16 protein-coding genes and 2 tRNA genes are annotated in these 16700 nt (G+C 58.6%); 6 read left to right on the top strand and 12 right to left on the bottom strand.

The annotated features are described in order from the left end of the window. Nucleotides 1–170: 170 nt before the first annotated feature. Nucleotides 171–863: a PAQR family membrane homeostasis protein TrhA gene (gene trhA, locus ACX5K5_RS07715; RefSeq protein WP_443459786.1), complete on the top strand. Its 693-nt coding sequence runs from the start codon at nt 171–173 to the stop codon at nt 861–863. Between the two features lie 62 nt (nt 864–925). On the opposite strand, the gene ACX5K5_RS07710 is transcribed toward trhA, so the two are convergent. The 3 genes from ACX5K5_RS07710 to ACX5K5_RS07700 all read right to left on the bottom strand — a co-directional run bounded on the left by ACX5K5_RS07710 (nt 926) and on the right by ACX5K5_RS07700 (nt 4150). Then, nucleotides 926–2203 (bottom strand): MFS transporter, encoded by a 1278-nt coding sequence (locus ACX5K5_RS07710; protein ID WP_096255049.1) that lies wholly within the window; start codon nt 2201–2203, stop codon nt 926–928. Next, the gene (gene argE / locus ACX5K5_RS07705; RefSeq protein WP_443461627.1) at nt 2200–3369 is read right to left on the bottom strand and encodes an acetylornithine deacetylase; all 1170 of its coding nucleotides are present in this window, start codon (nt 3367–3369) and stop codon (nt 2200–2202) included. Before argE ends, ACX5K5_RS07710 begins: the two co-directional genes overlap by 4 nt. A gap of 103 nt (nt 3370–3472) precedes the next feature. After that, on the bottom strand, nt 3473–4150 hold the full coding sequence (locus ACX5K5_RS07700; RefSeq protein WP_443438279.1) for a TetR/AcrR family transcriptional regulator: 678 nt from the start codon (nt 4148–4150) through the stop codon (nt 3473–3475). A gap of 99 nt (nt 4151–4249) precedes the next feature. Here ACX5K5_RS07700 and ACX5K5_RS07695 point away from each other — a divergent pair, with 99 nt between their 5' ends. Further along, nucleotides 4250–5473: a glycosyltransferase gene (locus ACX5K5_RS07695; protein WP_459175373.1), complete on the top strand. Its 1224-nt coding sequence runs from the start codon at nt 4250–4252 to the stop codon at nt 5471–5473. Between the two features lie 65 nt (nt 5474–5538). Here ACX5K5_RS07695 and ACX5K5_RS07690 read toward each other — a convergent pair whose 3' ends face one another. From ACX5K5_RS07690 to ACX5K5_RS07680, 3 genes are all read right to left on the bottom strand, one after another. Continuing rightward, complete coding sequence (locus ACX5K5_RS07690; protein WP_096255046.1) at nt 5539–5733, bottom strand: CsbD family protein; 195 nt, start codon at nt 5731–5733, stop codon at nt 5539–5541. A 147-nt stretch (nt 5734–5880) separates the two neighbouring features. Continuing rightward, on the bottom strand, nt 5881–6177 hold the full coding sequence (locus ACX5K5_RS07685; RefSeq protein ID WP_188685587.1) for a transcriptional regulator: 297 nt from the start codon (nt 6175–6177) through the stop codon (nt 5881–5883). Then, nucleotides 6164–6826, bottom strand: coding sequence for a hypothetical protein (locus ACX5K5_RS07680; protein WP_346059116.1), 663 nt, complete (start codon nt 6824–6826; stop codon nt 6164–6166). Before ACX5K5_RS07680 ends, ACX5K5_RS07685 begins: the two co-directional genes overlap by 14 nt. A 154-nt stretch (nt 6827–6980) precedes the next feature. Between ACX5K5_RS07680 and ACX5K5_RS07675 the strand changes: the two genes are divergently transcribed. After that, nucleotides 6981–8243: a methyltransferase gene (locus ACX5K5_RS07675; RefSeq protein ID WP_459175372.1), complete on the top strand. Its 1263-nt coding sequence runs from the start codon at nt 6981–6983 to the stop codon at nt 8241–8243. A 13-nt stretch (nt 8244–8256) separates the two neighbouring features. On the opposite strand, the gene ACX5K5_RS07670 is transcribed toward ACX5K5_RS07675, so the two are convergent. Next, nucleotides 8257–8868 carry a class I SAM-dependent methyltransferase gene (locus ACX5K5_RS07670; RefSeq protein WP_096255043.1) on the bottom strand — a complete coding sequence of 204 codons (612 nt, stop codon included), beginning with the start codon at nt 8866–8868 and terminating at the stop codon, nt 8257–8259. 323 nt (nt 8869–9191) lie between these two features. Between ACX5K5_RS07670 and ACX5K5_RS07665 the strand changes: the two genes are divergently transcribed. Then, nucleotides 9192–9485 (top strand): hypothetical protein, encoded by a 294-nt coding sequence (locus ACX5K5_RS07665; RefSeq protein ID WP_096255042.1) that lies wholly within the window; start codon nt 9192–9194, stop codon nt 9483–9485. A gap of 80 nt (nt 9486–9565) precedes the next feature. Here the strand turns inward: ACX5K5_RS07665 and ACX5K5_RS07660 are convergent. The 5 genes from ACX5K5_RS07660 to ACX5K5_RS07640 form a co-directional block, all read right to left on the bottom strand. Then, nucleotides 9566–9641 (bottom strand) — tRNA-Val (locus tag ACX5K5_RS07660). A 151-nt stretch (nt 9642–9792) separates the two neighbouring features. Beyond that, the gene (locus tag ACX5K5_RS07655) at nt 9793–10782 is read right to left on the bottom strand and encodes an LLM class flavin-dependent oxidoreductase (RefSeq protein ID WP_346059118.1); all 990 of its coding nucleotides are present in this window, start codon (nt 10780–10782) and stop codon (nt 9793–9795) included. A gap of 312 nt (nt 10783–11094) precedes the next feature. Continuing rightward, nucleotides 11095–11170, bottom strand: a tRNA-Val gene (locus tag ACX5K5_RS07650). Nucleotides 11171–11274: 104 nt separating this feature from the next. Beyond that, on the bottom strand, nt 11275–11727 hold the full coding sequence (locus ACX5K5_RS07645) for a redoxin domain-containing protein (protein ID WP_096255040.1): 453 nt from the start codon (nt 11725–11727) through the stop codon (nt 11275–11277). Continuing rightward, the gene (locus tag ACX5K5_RS07640) at nt 11727–12143 is read right to left on the bottom strand and encodes a DUF3052 domain-containing protein (RefSeq protein WP_229677096.1); all 417 of its coding nucleotides are present in this window, start codon (nt 12141–12143) and stop codon (nt 11727–11729) included. The genes ACX5K5_RS07645 and ACX5K5_RS07640 overlap by 1 nt, the downstream gene beginning before the upstream one ends. 361 nt (nt 12144–12504) lie before the next feature. On the opposite strand from ACX5K5_RS07640, the gene aceE reads away from it, so the two are divergent. Then, nucleotides 12505–15249 carry a pyruvate dehydrogenase (acetyl-transferring), homodimeric type gene (gene aceE, locus ACX5K5_RS07635; RefSeq protein ID WP_188685577.1) on the top strand — a complete coding sequence of 915 codons (2745 nt, stop codon included), beginning with the start codon at nt 12505–12507 and terminating at the stop codon, nt 15247–15249. Between the two features lie 120 nt (nt 15250–15369). Continuing rightward, a complete protein-coding gene (locus ACX5K5_RS07630) occupies nt 15370–16578 on the top strand; it encodes a PucR family transcriptional regulator (RefSeq protein WP_443461480.1) in 1209 nt (402 codons plus the stop codon). The last annotated feature ends 122 nt before the right edge of the window (nt 16579–16700 follow it).

The following is a 16700-nucleotide window of genomic DNA, read 5'->3' as shown; positions in this document are numbered from 1 at the left end:
AGCTTACCCCGCCTCTCCCCCAAAATTTGAAACCACGCGGCATTCAAGCTGAGCCCCCGTAACTAAAGACAACAGAGCACCTGAGTACGGTGTCAAAATTCAACAGGGTGCTTCACTGACTCCAGTAAGATTTGAACCAGCAGACATTTTGGCCAGCTCTAAGGAAGCACATGACAAACACCGCCTCCGACGCCACCGAGCCGATAAAATCTCGCTCCCGGTGGCAGCCAACTCCGGGAACCGAACGTACGCTGTGGCGTGGAATGATTCATGCCTGGGCCAGTCCGCTGGTGATCATCTTGGGCCTACTGATTGTGGTCTTGGCTCAGGGACCGGCCGCCGAGTGGTCCGCCGCGGTTTTCGCACTGACCTCCATCACGCTCTTCGCCACCTCGGCGATGTATCACCGTGGAAATTGGTCAGCGCAGACCACCGCGTGGTTCCGCCGTGCTGATCACGCAAATATTTTCTTGTTGATCGCTGGCACCTATACGCCCATTGCGGTGCAAATCCTTGACCGCTCTCAAGCGATCCTGACCTTGTCGATTATCTGGGCCGGAGCAATACTCGGGATCCTAGTCAAAACCTTCTGGCCAGCGGCTCCACGCTGGTTCTCCGTGGTCCTGTACATTCTGCTTGGCTGGGGCGCAGCGATGGACATCCCCTCTTATTGGGCAGCCAGCCCCGCGGTCCTACTGCTGGTCTTAGGCGGAGGCCTGTTCTACTCGATCGGCGCGGTGTTCTACGCAACTAAACGTCCCAACCCAGTCCCGACGGTCTTCGGATTCCATGAACTTTTCCACGCCTGTACGGTGCTGGCTTTCGCCTGCCACTGGATCGCAGTGTTGCTGGTAGTCCGGTAGACGGGATAAATAAGAATGGCTTCGATCTTTAGGATCGAAGCCATTCTTGATTTAGGCGATTTTTAGCGCAACTTGTACCGCAGGCGAATAAATGCCAGGCCGACCAAGGAGATCACTGCGATCGCCATGTAGTACAGGCTCGGAGTTTCCAACGAACCGGTGATGCTTAGCAACCAGGTCAGTACCAGTGGTGCGATACCGCCAAGCAGGGTCACGCCCACGTTGTAGGTGACCGAGATCCCCGACCCACGAATCGCCGCTGGGAAGAGCGCGGAAACCAGTGCCGGCAGTGGCCCGAAGTAGAAGGACATGATGACGCCCAGTAACGCGATCACCAGGACCATCACCGGGATACTCGGATTGCTGGTCATCAGCTTAAACAGTGGCCATGCCAATACCAAGGCACCGACCGCCGCCCAGGTCATCACCTTGGCAGGGCCCACCCGGTCCGCCAGATGACCGATCATCGGGACGGTCACCAAGGTGATCACACCGGCTACTACTCCGCCAAGGAAGGCGGCATCGGCCGGGATATTGAGGTTTTTCACGGCAAAGGTTGGCATGTACAAGATCATGTAGACAGAAATTGTTGCCACACCGACGGCCGCGGAACCGGCCAATAGTCGGCCGTAGTGCTGGCTAAACAATTCACCCAACGGCGACTTGCTCTTCGTGGTGGAAATGAACTCTTCGGTTTCTTCGAGTCGCGCACGAATATAGAGTCCCACCGGCCCGATCAGCAGACCAACAAAAAACGGCACACGCCAGCCCCAGCTTTCCAACGCTTCTTGGGATAGCTGTGTGGTCAGCACGTAACCGAACCCGGAGGCCAGTAGCATCGACACGCCCTGCGCGGCCACCTGCCAGGAGGCGTAAAACGCCTTCTTATGCGGTGCGCTTTCGATCAAGAATGCGGTGGCCGTACCAAACTCGCCACCGGCGGAGAATCCCTGAATGAGACGCGACAGCAAAATGATCAGCGCACCCCAGACTCCAACCATCGCGTAGGTTGGGGCCACGGCCATGATCAGTGTGCCGAGCATCATCAGCATCAAAGTCAGCGTCAGCGCCTTCTTGCGTCCCTTACGATCCGCATAACTTCCTAAGATCATTCCGCCCAGTGGACGGATCAGATAGGAAATCGCGAAGGTCGCAAAGGTCAGGATCAGCGCGAAGGATCCATTGGACTCAGGGTAGAACAGTTTGGCGATGGTTGTGGCGAAGGTGGCGTAGACGATGATGTCGAACCATTCCAGGGCCGCGCCGATGGAGGAAGATATCACCGCCTTGCGAGCAATTGCTAGTTGTTGTGGGGTCGCTTGCGGCGCCGTGGTGCTCATGCCGAGAGCTCCTGCACCAGGCGCAGGATGAAGTTTTCGCAGTCAACAATCTGGGATAGTTCAATGAATTCATCCGGTGCGTGGGCCTGGGCAATATCGCCAGGTCCACACACTACCGATGGGATCCCCGCGGCGGCGAACAGTCCCGCCTCGGTGCCATAGGTGACTTTTTCATCGGTGGCGATCGCACCGCAGGCGGCGGCCAATGCGACGATTTGCTCGCCGCGGTCCGTGTCCAGTCCCGGGGCGCCGGCCACCTGTTCGAAGTGCACCGAGCCGGCAGAGTTTAGCTGCTTCATTTCTGCGTCAAGCTGCGCGGCATAATCACGGAACTGCGCGATCAGCGCGGCCCGGTCCACTACTGCCAGCGAACGGAATTCAAAGTGCACCACGCACTTGGAAGGGATGGTGTTCACCGCGATCCCGCCGTCAAACCGGTTCACGTTCATGGTGGTGGTTGGCTCGATGAACGCGTCATCGCTCGGCCCCTCGGTGCGCAGCTGGGCCGAAATCTCTTCAACATAGTTGGCAAAGCGCAACGCGTAGGAGATCGCATTTAGCCCCTCGCGTGGCAGCGAAGAGTGGGCGGCAACGCCGTTGAACGTCACCTGGAAAACGTTCATGGACTTGTGCCCACGAATCGCCCGCATGCTACTTGGTTCACCGATGATGGCTCCGCGTGGGGCCAGCTGCTGGTCGGTGATTTCCTCCACCAGGCTCACCGCTCCCACACACCCGACTTCTTCGTCATAGGACAACGCCAGGTGGATTGGTTCCGATAGTTTCGCCGCGGTGATATCCGGCAGTTTGGCCAGGATTACCCCGATAAAACCCTTCATATCGCAGGTGCCACGTCCGTAAAGCTTGCCGTCACGAATCTGCGTGCTAAACGGCTCGCTGGACCAGTCCTGCCCGTCGACCGGGACCACGTCGGTGTGCCCGGAAAGCACGATGCCGCCGGTTCGCGTGCCATCGGCCGCTGGTATGGTGGCCAGCAGGTTCGCCTTGGAGCCGTCCTCGTTGTGGATCAACTTCGAGCTAATTCCCGCTGCATCCAGCTTGGCCACCACCAGCTCGATCAGCGGCAGGTTACTGTCGCGGCTGGTGGTATCGAGGCTGATCAGTTCATTGATCTCGGCCATCGTCGTTTCGGCTGGTGCAGCCATGATGAACTCCCGTATCGTCGGTAAAGCTAGTGATGGGTTCATCGTTTCACACCAAGTCACGACGGTAAAGAAGATTTCGATTCGAGGCAATATAGCGTTAAAATTACGCTTCGAAGATTCCGGCTCCGCGCAGATAATTCCTGATCAGTGAGCCGAACACTCCGTCTTGGTCCACCGTGGGGTCCGCCTGTTGGAAGGCAGTGGTAAGCAAAGGGTACTGACCGCTGGCCAGCGCCTGCTGAAGTTCGATAACACCGCGCGGCTGCGCATCTTGTTGACTTAGTTCGTTGATCACGAAGGCGGAGGTGATCGCGGTCAGCATGGCGATCGTTTGAAGTTTTTGCGTTCCAGATAATGCGGTACCCGCTAAGGTGCTCAGCGCGGACTCTAAATAGTGCAGGGTATGTGGCCCTGGTACGCGTGTGGTCTGCACCAGTGGTGCCAGCCAGCGGTGGGTGTGCATAATTGCTCGTCCTTGCGCGGCGAGTGCGAGCAATTGTTCTTCAGGGCTGCCGGCCATCTCGTCGAAGACGTATTCGCCGCTGACCCGATCCACCATCAAATCCAGTAACTGGTCCGAAGAATCAACATATCGGTAAAGGGAGGCGGCCCCCGCGCCGATTTGTTGGGCGACGGCTCTGATGGACACCGCGTCCAGACCTCGCTCGTCAGCCAGCTCAACGGCCACCCGTGCGATCTTTTCGCGTGAGTGCGCCGGTTTGGGACCCCTGGCACTACGCTCTAAAGTCGCGCCGGCTTCCTGCTTTTTTTGCTTCGGCACTCTAGAATTCTCCTGCCGTCCTTGGTGGTGTTCCGCTGACACCATTAGACTATATACTTAATTGCGAACAGTGATCGCTATTAATAGGCTGGAGAGAAAATGCGTGTACTCATGATCGCCCCTGGAACTCGTGGCGACGTCGCACCCATGGCGGGACTCGCCGCCAAACTGGGCACTCACGGTTTTGAGGTGTCGATCGCGGCCAACATGGAATACGCACCACTGGTCACCCGCGCCGGCGCCACCTTCCACGAACTGCCCGGCTCCATGGATGAACTGGTGAACCCCGCAGCCCCGGGCCAGAAAGCTGGCGCCAAAAAATTGCGCTGGTATATGCGTGAATTGCAGGCCTATTTTGAGTCCGCCGCCACCGGAACGCTGCGAGCCGCCGAGCAGGGAGCGGAGGTGATCATGGCCAATTCTGTCGCACCTTTTGCCTACGATGTCGCCGAGGCGCTACAGATTCCAGTCATCGGCGCTCACCTGCAGCCATCGGTACCGAGCGGGGCCTACGCACCCATGGTGTTAGGCACCGCGCGCAATTTTGGTGCTGTGGGCAACAAGCTCCTTGGCTCGCTCATTGGTGCCAGCAAAGCTCCCTACGATCCGCCAGTTAACCGGCTGCGTTCCGAACTTGGCTTGCCGCCGCGCAGTCGGCCCGCCTCCGAGCGGCAACGCAGGAGCAAAGACGCGCCGATCCTGCACGGTTTCAGCCCATTGCTGGTTCCGCGACCAAAGGACTGGCGCCCGGCGATGAGCACCTGCGGCTACTGGTGGCCGCAACACGATAGCGATTGGACCGCCCCAACCGAGCTTCTCGACTTTCTCGCTGATGGCCCGCCACCGGTCTACCTTGGTTTTGGCAGCACCGCGGCAATGGATGCGGATTTCATGCACGAGGTGGCTACCCGCAGTGACCGGCGGTTCATCCTACAAGGCGCCCCCGGAATCAACGAGCCGAACATCTTGGGCATCGGCGGCACCGACCACCAGTGGCTATTTCCGCAGATGGCCGCGGTCATTCATCACGCCGGGGCAGGCACTACGGCCTCCGGACTACGCGCCGGCGTGCCAACGATTAGCGTGCCAATCTTCACCGATCAGCCCTTCTGGGCGGCACGCGTGCACGCCTTAGGCGCAGGAGTGGAGCCGATCAAATACAAAGAGCTGAGCGTCGAAAGACTGCTCGCAGCCATAGATCAGACGCTGGCTACCGATAAATACGCGGTGCGCGCTGCACATCTTGCGAAGCAACTGGAAGCGGAGGAAGACAGTTCGCTGCCGGTAATCCGGGCACTACATCAACTAACTACTGCCCGCTAACTGTCAATGCCCGCACGCACCAAAGGCACCCACCGAATTGGTGGGTGCCTTTGGACGGAAAACTTTTACTTGTTCAGATCGTCGCGAACGTCTTTAGCTGCGTCCTTGACTGCTTCGCCGGCCTGTTTGGCCTTGGCTGCTGCCTGATCCTTCACGCCTTCGGCCTGCAGGCTCTCATTGTTGGTCGCATCGCCTACGGTCTCCTTGACCTTGCCGCTTGCTTCCTGAGCCTTGTTCTTAAACTTATCGCCCAAACCCATCAGATGATCTCCTGTCGCTTGATCGAACAACTTACCTAACCGACGCTACCTGCCAATTTTTGGAGCTAGCTGGACACAACCTTACGTTTGCCTGACTCCGATTTCTAGGTCTTGCAATCGTGCAAGTATGCGCTAAGGTTTGGCTTTTTACCGCGCCGGGTCAAGCAGTTCGCGTAGCGCCAATTTATAGTTTTCAAACGCTACCCGCCCCGTGGACGTGAGACACACATAGGTCACCGGATTGCGTCCCTCCAAAATCTTCTCCACTGCCACATACTGACTCTCTTCAAGTTTGCGCAGATGTGTCGCCAGATTACCCGAGGTCATCGCAAGCAGCCCCTGGAGTTTGGGAAATGAGATTCGGTCTCCGACCCGAAGCGTGTCGAGCACCGTGACCGTGCGCAGGCGCGCCTGTGCATGGATGACTGGATCAAGCTCGTGCATGCCCACCTTTAACCACCTCACCTGCGACCAATGCTGGCTTCAGTCCGTGCAGCAACCCGAGCACTATCAACCCCAGTCCTCCCACCGCGCCGGCCAGCAAATTGTAGGGCGCCGGCACTGCCAGTGAAAGCATTCCAATTACTAAGATCCATGCCCCAAAAATCAATTGTGTTCGATCATTGAAGATCAACGATCCGGCGATTACCAACACCCCCACCACCAAGCACAGTGCGCCGAGCGCGAAGGTCAGCAGTCCCATGGAATCTAGGCCCGCCGCGTGCAGCCGCCATCCGAGCAAGCCGGCAAAGATGATTCCTAGCGTGAAGGTGTTGCCGTAAATGGCACCTTCCACCATTGATGGCCCCTTCGTTCCGGAGCCACGTTTGGCCGAGTGCACCGCGGAAAGCACGATGGCCAGCACAAAGGCGAATACCCCAATGCCGACGCCGAGAAATCTCGGCAGCAACGGCGCAGCAACCGGAGCAAAGGTGAGGAAGACCGCGATGAACGCGATCACCCAGGCGCCGCCCCAGAGCGAAAAGAGAAGCAGCTGGTTCGGGCTCATGGCCTGACGTGTTTGACGCGCATTAGCCTCGATATCATCCAAGATCCGCGCCGGATCCGTTTCTGGCGTGTTGTCGTTGCTCATGGTCTGCTCTCTCTTTCATCGGGCGACTCGGTAGAGCCACAAAGTTATTCGTGATGAAAAGTACTTTGCATTACAAAGTTAAAGATAGCACTCAGGAGTCGTACACGCTAGAGGTGCTCGTACTGCACCAGCGCTAGCGGAAAACTCCGTATCATTGTCATTACTAGACTTCGCAACACCATCGCTCACGCGCGGTCAGACATCGGGTGAGCGCCACGACTCAACGAGGTACACCGCCATCGAGCACTCCCCCAACATTGCCGACCAAACTCTGAGCTGGGAACACCAAGGAACTCACACTTCCGCCCACTGGTGGTCTGCCAATGCGCGCCCCGCACCTAAAAATGTGGTGGTCGTTGATGACCGGCTCACCGCCGATGCCGCCATGCGCAACGCGGCGCGTGGCACCGCCATGCTTTGGTTGGGAGACTTCCACAATGCCAAGCAAATGTTATCGGCCATCGATCGCCGCCTGTCCAAGGCGGCCACCGGCAAGACGTCGCGCAAAACCCAAACCGACGCAGAGAAGTTCTACGCAATCCGTCAGGGGCGAGCTCAACGCTCGCGCATGATGTCGCTGATATTAGTTCCATTAAATCTTGACACTACCGATGGTGAGGCCGCCTTAGAACTCCCCCGGGCCCCACGTATTGGCCCTGCGGTAGCATTTAGTTATCCGCAGCAGGCTGGGTCCACTGCGACGCGTGCCGTAGTCAGCCTGCAAGAACTCACCGGCGTGCTCAGCGCCTACCAGTGGTACATCAACGGCGTCGAGGTGCCAGCACTAGGCCAAAAGATCCACCCCGGCTACGGCACATTTTTGCCCACCCGGCACGAGTATGTTGATCTGGTTGCCAAGGCGCCACTGAACACCACCGAGCTAGCCTTTGATATTGGCACCGGCACCGGGGTGCTGGCAGCCATCTTGGTGGCCCGCGGGGTGAAGACCGTGATCGGCACCGACATCCATCAGCGAGCGGTAGATTGCGCTAACGACAACTTCGCGCGCCTGGCCATCGACGATTCCGCCCGCGCCGAACTGACCAGCATGTTCCCCGCAGGCCGCGCGCCCCTGGTGATCTGCAATCCGCCCTGGTTGCCTGGAAGCGCACCGACCACACTGGATGCTGCCGTGTACGATCCGGGAAGCAAGATGCTCTTACAGTTCCTACGCGGATTGCCCGAACACCTCACAACGCACGGCGAAGGCTGGCTGATCATTTCTGATTTGGCCGAACTGTTGGGCCTGCGCAGTCGCCACCTGCTCCTTGATGCCATCGACGACGCAGGCCTAGAAGTGGTCGACAGGCTCGACACCCTGCCAATGCACGGGCGCGCCAAGGACGATGCTGACATCCTCCATGCAGCACGTTCGCGGGAAGTCACCTCGCTGTGGCGGCTACGCGTCAAGGCGTAATCCTCCTCCGCGCTTAGTCGGCGCGGCCGAGCACCGCCACGAGGAAGTCATCAGCCGGACGGTGGAACTGCCAAGTGGAGAAGCGCTGCTGGAGTTCGAGACCCGCAACAGCTGCATCGGCTTCAAAGTCGGCGAACTCGTAGTCGCGTCCCGCGCCGAAACCCACCACCAGGCGTCCATCGGTGGCCAAATGCTCACGCAGTTTCACTAATGCTGGCAAGCGCTCAGATTGGGATAAGAAGGTGAGTACATTTCCGGCCGAGACGATCACATCGAACTCAAGTGCGGCTGAAGAATCCTCGCTGAGCGTGAAGTCAGCCAGATTGCCAACCTCCCAGCGCGCCTGCGGGTAATCCTCGCGGGCCACATCGATCAGGTGCTCATCAAGGTCGATTCCCACGACCTGATGCCCGCGTTCGGCCAACCAGCCGCCGATTCGACCGGTACCGCATCCGGCATCAAGGATTCGACTGCCGCGATCTGCCATCGCATCGATGGCTCGCGCCTCACCAAAAATATCGCGGCCTTCCTGAGCGAAGGTCCGCCAGCGTTGCGCAAAGTTCTGCGAGTGTTCGGGATTCGCTCGCGTGGCGGCGATCCATACGTTTTCTTCGGGAGCAGTCATGACTTCAGTTTCCCATGCAAAAAAGAAATAGCAATTTCACCCTGCTATAGTTTCCCGCTACGCATTGAGTATCATTTTCAGCCAGAAAAGCTAGGTACCTTCGGCGCAGAGATTCAAGCGTCTTCCACCACCAAAAACGTTTAAAGCGAGACACCGCTTAGATGCTTCAACTATTCCGCCACATCGAGCGACATTCCTTATTGACTTCTTGGCTAGGCGTAATACGAGAGTTAAGAAATGATTTCAGGGTTGAATGATGACTTCAGTCCATGCAATGGTTAAACCATCCATTAGCTAGAACTTCAACCAAGGTAAAGGCAACTATGAAGATCAATCGTAGAATCGTCGCAACAGCACTGTCCCTGGGACTGATCGGTGGCGCCGGATTCGTCGCGGCACCGGCCGCTAACGCAGGAAGTTTCGCAGGATCATCACGGGTCTTCTTCGCAAACCAACAGGCATGTGAAGTTTGGCGCACGGTCACCACCGTCAATTATGTCGTCAAAAATAACGGCGTTCGGGTCAGCGAGTCTTCCTGTACCTACGACCCCGATGCCCAGCGCGGATACACCACCGGCAAACCCTGGGTCGGCTACGTGGGCCTCTGGCGAGATTAAGTTAGATTCACACCGTCTGTGCGCAAAACAAAAGACCCGCTTCCCCCCACATCCGAAGATGAGGTGAAGCGGGTTTTGCTTGGTGGGCCCTACCGGGATCGAACCGATGACATTCACGGTGTAAACGTGACGCTCTACCAGCTGAGCTAAAGGCCCTTACCATCGCTGAGCGAAGAAATAACTTCTTGCCAACAGGGAATAACTTTACTGGTGAAAACTCATCGGCGCAAATCAGAATGCAGTGACCTGCATCTCCCGCCCGGCGTTTCGATCTTCGCCCGCGGCAGATGCACTATGGCGTGAAGCCTTAGAACCAGAGCTGCGCTAGAAGTTTCAGCGAGTGCTCGCGCACGGATGGATCGAAGGCATAGGTCGTCGTAATAAGTTCGTCGGCACCGGTTCGCTGCACAAACGCTTCCAACTCGGCTTTGACCTTCGGCGCCGCACCCACCGCCTTGATCTTCAGCATCGGGTTTCCCCTGTCGCCAAGGCTTGCCAGCGTTTCAGGGTCTACCGGAGGCTGCAGCTTGCGTGATTTTCCCCGTTGAACATCCTGGAACATCTGCTCGATCACCGTGAATTCCCGCGCAGCCTGATCGTCGGTGTCCGCGACCATCACGTTGATGCCAGCCATCACGTAGGGCTTGTCGATCTGGGCCGTCACCGCCTGCGGATTAAATGCGTCTCGGTAAACCTTCAGCGCGTGGTCAAGCTGATCCGGAGCGAAGTGCGACGCGATCGAAAATGGCAAACCCAATTGACCGGCAATAGACGCACCGTTAACCGTGGAGCCAAGCACCCAAATCGGCACGTTCATACCGGCTGATACGGCAGAGACAATCGGCATGCTGTGGGCCGTGCCGGTTTGCCCGAACCAGCCCTGCAGGTCATAAATGCTCCGCGCAAACTCTTGCGGCTCGGCCGACGAGCGACTCAGCGCCTGCGCGGTCATACCGTCTGTTCCTGGTGCGCGGCCAAGGCCCAAGTCTATCCGATCACCATGAATGTTAGCCAAGGTTCCGTACTGCTCGGCGACCATTAGCGGAGCATGGTTAGGCAACATCACACCACCAGAACCCACCCGGATCCGTTCGGTGACCGAGGCGGCCTGTGAAATGAGCAACGCGGTGGCGCTGGACGCAAGATTTGCCGTGTTGTGGTGTTCGGCAAACCACAGCCGATGGTAGCCAAGCTCATCCGCCAGGCGGGCGCTTTTCATCGACGCGGCAATCCCCTGACGCGCCGTGGAGCCTTCAGAGATAGAGGCAAGATCAAGAATGCTCAACGGAACAGGCAAATCGTTTCCTTAAGTTTGCAGTTTTGCAGAATCTATCCTGCAGAAAAAATACAGATGCTCTCTGGCGACAACCATGCCGAGGCGGAACCTATTCCACTGAATTTTGTGACGGTCCCCCGATGTGCGGCCCCTGGGCTAGACCTACGTGGCATGCTCCGTCCACAAACGTCCGCTTGGTTCAGGCCGAGAACCGGTTTTCTAGCCGGGAGCCGCACCACGAAGTAGGTGAACACCTCTTCGTTTAGCGCCGGACAGCGCACAACAAAAAACCCGCTTCCCCTCATCCGAAGATGAAGTGAAGCGGGATTTATTTGGTGGGCCCTACCGGGATCGAACCGATGACATTCACGGTGTAAACGTGACGCTCTACCAGCTGAGCTAAAGGCCCAAACCTTTATGCTGTCTTGCATTTCTCCAAGCCAACGAGAGATAAATTTACCGGTTATTTTCTCTTCGCGCAAATCGAGAGCCGAACGCGCCAGGCGAGCTACGTCACGTCAGGCTCGTAATGACCTCTTGATATGCCTTCAGGCTGCGCGGCTCGGTCATTGGACTACTAAAAACGTGGCGCACCACCCCGTCGATCAGGTACAGCGAGAGGCGTGTAGCCACTCCCTTAGCCTCATCAAATGCGCCGGCCGCCTTGGCGACCGCACCGTGCGGCCAGAAATCGGCGAGCAGTTCAAACTCGACGCCAAGCTGTTCGGCGTAGCTACGCAGCGTGAACTTATGGTCCACGGAGATCGCCACCACCCGTACGTTCGCGTCGAGGAACTCTTGGTGATGTTCTTGAATTTGTGCCAGTTCAGATCCGCAGACGCGGGAAAATGCCCAGGGGTAAAAAACCACCAGCACCCTGCCCGAAGCGAGCTGGGTGCTGGTGATAGTTTCGCCGTACTGGTTTTCCAGCGAGAAATCGAACAGGCGTGAACCTGTTTCGATCATTAGTGCTTCTTGCGTGGTGCTAGACGGATGGCGGACCAATCCTCTGAGACACCCTCAGTTGTAGTGACATGAAGCCCCGCGGTGGGAGCATCCTGTTGAATCTGGGTTGGGGACACGTGTCCGCTACGACCCTGTTTAGGGGTAAGTAGCCAAACAATGCCACCTTCATCAAGGCATTCCAATGAATCCATCAGAGCGTCGACTAAGTCTCCGTCGCCGTCGCGCCACCAGAAAATGACTGCGTCGACTACGTCGTGGTCTTCTTCGGTGAGCAAATCTGAACCGATCAGGTCCTCGATAGCATCACGAAGACCGAAGTCCACGTCTTCGTCATAGCCCAGTTCCTGAATAAGGTCTTCATCTTTGAAACCCAAGTTCTTCGCGGGTTCCAGGTTTGCCGATACGGCGTCGCTCACTTCATTCCTCCTGCTGTTACAAAGCGTTACTAACAACAAAACACTCTTTTGTCTTCCCATTCAAGCGCTAAGGACGTAACACGCCGGTAATTCTATCGCGTGAACTCGTGACTCACCTCATCCTTACATGAGCATTATGTACCTAGCTCCTGTACCGAGTTGCATATGTCACTCTATAAGTCAGATTTAAGGGCTTTTTGCGTCAAAAAACTGTACTTTTCACATCCCTATAAGAACTAGAGTATGGGTTGAAACGAGACGCACACGTCACTCAAGCGCGCCGCTCTCGTAGTCCCAACCCGTCACACGGTCCGAAACTCAGACCAACGTGCCGGAGCCGCAATTCAATCAAGGAGCTTCCGTGGCTGTAGAGGAACACATCTCCCAGATCCGTAGTGGTTTGACTTACCAGCTTTCTGATCGGGATCCTGAGGAAACTCAGGAATGGTTGGACTCATTCGACTCACTGGTCGAATCCCAGGGCACCGAACGTGCTCAGTTCATCATCCGCTCGCTGTTGCAGCGTGCCGGCGCCAAGTCCGTTGGCGTCCCCATGGTGACCACCACCGACTACGTGAACACGATTCCGGTGGATCAGGAACCAGAATTCCCGGGCGATGAGTCCGTAGAACGCCGTTTCCGCGCGTACATGCGCTGGAACGCAGCCATCATGGTGCACCGCGGCCAGCGCCCAGGCGTCGGCGTCGGCGGACACATCTCCACCTACGCAGGCGCAGCCACCTTGTACGAGGTTGGCTTTAACCACTTCTTCCGCGGCAAGGACCACCCGGGCGGCGGCGATCAGGTCTTCTTCCAGGGCCACGCATCCCCCGGCATGTACGCCCGCGCCTTCCTCGAAGGACGCTTGAGCGAAGAAGATATGGACGGCTTCCGCCAGGAGAAGTCCAAAGAAGGCCACGCACTACCTTCCTACCCACACCCGCGTTCGATGCCAGACTTCTGGCAGTTCCCGACCGTGTCGATGGGGATCGGCCCAGCCAACGCCATCTACCAGGCACAGCTGAACCGCTACATCCACAACCGTGGCATCAAGGACACTTCCGACCAGCACGTCTGGGCCTACCTGGGCGACGGCGAAATGGACGAGCCAGAGTCACGCGGCTTCTTGCAGCTTGCTGCCAACGAGAAGCTGGACAACCTGACCTTCGTGATCAACTGCAACCTGCAGCGCCTCGACGGTCCGGTCCGCGGTAACGGCAAGATCATGCAGGAACTTGAGGCTTTCTTCCGCGGTGCGGGCTGGAACGTCATCAAGGTGGTTTGGGGTCGCGAGTGGGATGCCCTGCTCGAAGAAGATCCAAATGGCGCCCTGGTCGACGTGATGAACCAGACCCCGGATGGCGACTACCAGACCTACAAGGCCGAGTCCGGTGCTTTCGTTCGCGAGCACTTCTTCGGTCAGCGTCCAGAAACCAAGGAACTCGTCGCGGATATGAGCGACGACGAGATCTGGAACCTGAAGCGCGGCGGTCACGACTACCACAAGGTCTACGCGGCCTATAAGGCAGCCACCGAGTTTAAGGGCAAGCCAACGGTCATCCTGGCCAAGACGGTCAAGGGCTACGGCCTGGGCACGCACTTCGAGGCGCGTAACGCGACCCACCAGATGAAGAAGCTGACCTTGGAGGACCTCAAGGGCTTCCGTGATCACCTGCGCATCCCGATCACCGACGAGCAGCTCGAAGCCGATCCATACATGCCGCCGTACTACCACCCGGGCAACGACTCGGCGGAGTACAAGTACATGATGGAACGCCGCAGCGAACTGGGCGGCGCGGTGCCAACGCGCCGTAAGGAAACCAGCTCCAAGATCCACCTGCCAGGCGATAAGGCGTACGCCTTCGCTAAGCGTGGTTCGGGCAAGCAGCAGGCCGCCACCACCATGGCCTTTGTGCGTCTGCTCAAGGACCTGATGCGTGACAAGGACTTCGGTCACCGCATCGTGCCGATCGTGCCCGATGAGTCGCGCACCTTTGGCATGGACTCCTTCTTCCCTACCGCCAAGATCTACAACCCTGCCGGACAGAATTACCTGTCGGTAGACCGTGATCTGGTGCTGGCGTACAAGGAGTCGGCCAGCGGTCAGCTGATCCACCCGGGCATCAACGAGGCAGGCGCCGTGGCGGCCTTCACCGCCGCCGGCACCAGCTACTCCACGCACGATGAACCGTTGATCCCGATCTACGTGTTCTACTCGATGTTCGGTTTCCAGCGCACCGGCGACCAGTTCTGGGCCGCCGCGGACCAGATGACCCGTGGCTTCATCATCGGCGCCACCGCAGGACGCACCACGCTGACCGGTGAAGGTTTGCAGCACGCGGACGGCCACTCGCCGTTGCTTGCCGCCACCAACCCGGCAGTGGTCGCCTACGACCCGGCCTACGGTTACGAGATCGGGCACATCATGCGCTCGGGCCTTGAGCGCATGTACGGGGGCACGCACTCGGATCCCAACGTGATGTACTACATCACCGTGTACAACGAGCCGATCAGCCAGCCTGCCGAGCCTGAAAACGTCGACGTTGAAGGCATCGTAAAGGGTATCTACCTGCTGAAGGAAGCGACCACCGATGGGCCACGCGCCCAGCTGCTCGCCTCCGGCGTGGCGCTGGCGTGGGCTATCGAGGCCCAGCAGATCCTGGCCGAGGAGTGGGGCGTGTCCGCCGATGTCTGGTCGGTCACCTCCTGGAACGAGTTGGCTCGCGAGGGCCAGATCGCCGATGAGAAGGTGCTCGTCGATCCGTCCAAGGCTCGCCCGGTACCGTTTGTGACCTCCAAGTTGCAGTCCACCACCGGTCCGGTCATCGCCACCACCGACTACATGCGTGCGGTGCCGGAGCAGATCCGCCCTTACGTGCCAGGTGAATTCCACACCTTGGGCGCGGACGGATTCGGCTTCTCCGACACCCGTGCCGCGGCGCGTCGTTTCTTCAAGATCGACTCGCACACCCTGGTAGTGAAGACCTTGGCCTCGCTGGCAGAACGCGGCGAGATCCCGGCCGATACCGCGGTAAAGGCTCACGCAAAGTACGACCTGAACAACCCAAATGCCGGAACTTCCGGTAACGCGGGCGGCGACGCGTAAGTCACGCGGAGCTAGTTCTTGTTTGTTTGGCGGGCGCCAAGCCACCTTTCACCGGTGGCTTGGCGCCCGCCGCATTTAACTACCGGCGCGTAGGCACATTTTTTGCGTATGCTTGAAACCATGAGTCCTCAGGTCGAGCCCACATCGGGTGTGCGCTCGCGCGCTGTGCGAGTGCCCAAGCCCACCGCAGAAACTATTCGCCGGCTCAAAAGCCATCTGGGCGTGCTGTCCACCACGGCGCTGAAATACCTGGACCAATCGCTACCCTGGTACCGCTCCTTAGAACCGGCCGAACGCGCGGCCCTGGGACTCGTCGCGCAAAAGGGCATCTCCACCTTTGTCACCTGGTACGAGGAGCCCGAATCCACCCCGGCTTGGGTCATGAACGACGTCTTTGGCGCCGCCCCGAGCGAGCTGACCCGCTCCATCTCGCTGCAAAAAGCGTTGGCGTTGCTGCGCACCATCGTGGAGGTTGTCGAATCCCAGGTGCCAGATATCGCGGCCGAGAACGAACAGGCACAACTGCGCGAGGCGGTACTTCGCTACTCCCGCGAGGTGGCCTTCGCCGCCGCCGATGTGTATGCGCGGGCCGCCGAGACCCGCGGCGCCTGGGATTCCCGGCTAGAAGCGCACGTGGTCGATGCGGTACTGCATGGCGAATCCCAGGACTCGCTGTCCTCCCGTATCGCGGCGATCGGCTGGAAGTCACAAAAGAACATTCGCATCATGGTCGGCACGACCCCGGCGTCCAGCTCGGTCACCTTCGTCGCGGCGCTGCGCCGAGTGGCGCAACGCTACGCCAGCGACTCGCTGGTGGGGGTGCTCGGAGATCGGGCGATCCTGATGCTTTCGGACACCAAATTTGAGGAAGCGGACCTCACCCGCTTTGCCCGGTTCTTCGGGCCCGGGCCGATCGTCTATTCCCCGCTGGCGAGCACCGTCAGCCAGATGCATACCGCCGCGAGCGCCGCGGTGGCAGGCTACGGCGCGGCCCGCGCCTGGGAGCAGGCGCCGGTGCCGGTAGACGCCGATGACCTGTGGCCCGAACGGGTGTTTAACGGTGACCCGCTGGCGCGCGCCGCGCTCATCGAACGCGTTTATCAGCCTCTGGTGCACGCCGGAAACGGGCTGCTGCAGACGCTGTCCAGTTACCTTGCGCTCGGCCACTCGCTGGAGGGCACCGCGCGAGAACTTTTTGTGCACGCCAATACCGTGCGTTACCGGCTCAAGCGTGTTTCCGAGGTGACCGGTTGGGATCCCTTGGTGGCGCGTGACGCATTTGTGCTGCACAGCGCACTGGTACTGGGCCGGCTGAACGAACCGGGCTAAACCAGCCAATTTTATGGGGAACACACAGTCCCCGAACCGCAACACAGGCGCTTTACATGGGTTTTTATCTTCGGGTTACGCTAAGCTTTTGTAGAGTTCCTACAAAGAGGCACCGCGAGCTT

This window comes from Glutamicibacter bergerei (assembly GCF_054495185.1).
The sequence above is the reverse complement of the archived record's forward strand: the minus strand, read 5'-3'. Positions and strand labels throughout refer to the sequence as shown.

Bases quoted from the DNA above. Each gene is read 5' to 3' on its own strand.
- ACX5K5_RS07690 (WP_096255046.1), bottom strand. From the start codon at position 5,733: ATGGGTTTGGGCGATAAGTTTAAGAACAAGGCTCAGGAAGCAAGCGGC.
- ACX5K5_RS07680 (WP_346059116.1), bottom strand. From the start codon at position 6,826: ATGAGCAACGACAACACGCCAGAAACGGATCCGGCGCGGATCTTGGAT.
- ACX5K5_RS07630 (WP_443461480.1), top strand. From the start codon at position 15,370: ATGAGTCCTCAGGTCGAGCCCACATCGGGTGTGCGCTCGCGCGCTGTG.
- ACX5K5_RS07685 (WP_188685587.1), bottom strand. From the start codon at position 6,177: ATGCACGAGCTTGATCCAGTCATCCATGCACAGGCGCGCCTGCGCACG.
- ACX5K5_RS07695 (WP_459175373.1), top strand. From the start codon at position 4,250: ATGCGTGTACTCATGATCGCCCCTGGAACTCGTGGCGACGTCGCACCC.
- argE (WP_443461627.1), bottom strand. From the start codon at position 3,369: ATGGCTGCACCAGCCGAAACGACGATGGCCGAGATCAATGAACTGATC.
- ACX5K5_RS07670 (WP_096255043.1), bottom strand. From the start codon at position 8,868: ATGACTGCTCCCGAAGAAAACGTATGGATCGCCGCCACGCGAGCGAAT.
- ACX5K5_RS07710 (WP_096255049.1), bottom strand. From the start codon at position 2,203: ATGAGCACCACGGCGCCGCAAGCGACCCCACAACAACTAGCAATTGCT.
- ACX5K5_RS07665 (WP_096255042.1), top strand. From the start codon at position 9,192: ATGAAGATCAATCGTAGAATCGTCGCAACAGCACTGTCCCTGGGACTG.
- trhA (WP_443459786.1), top strand. From the start codon at position 171: ATGACAAACACCGCCTCCGACGCCACCGAGCCGATAAAATCTCGCTCC.
- ACX5K5_RS07645 (WP_096255040.1), bottom strand. From the start codon at position 11,727: ATGATCGAAACAGGTTCACGCCTGTTCGATTTCTCGCTGGAAAACCAG.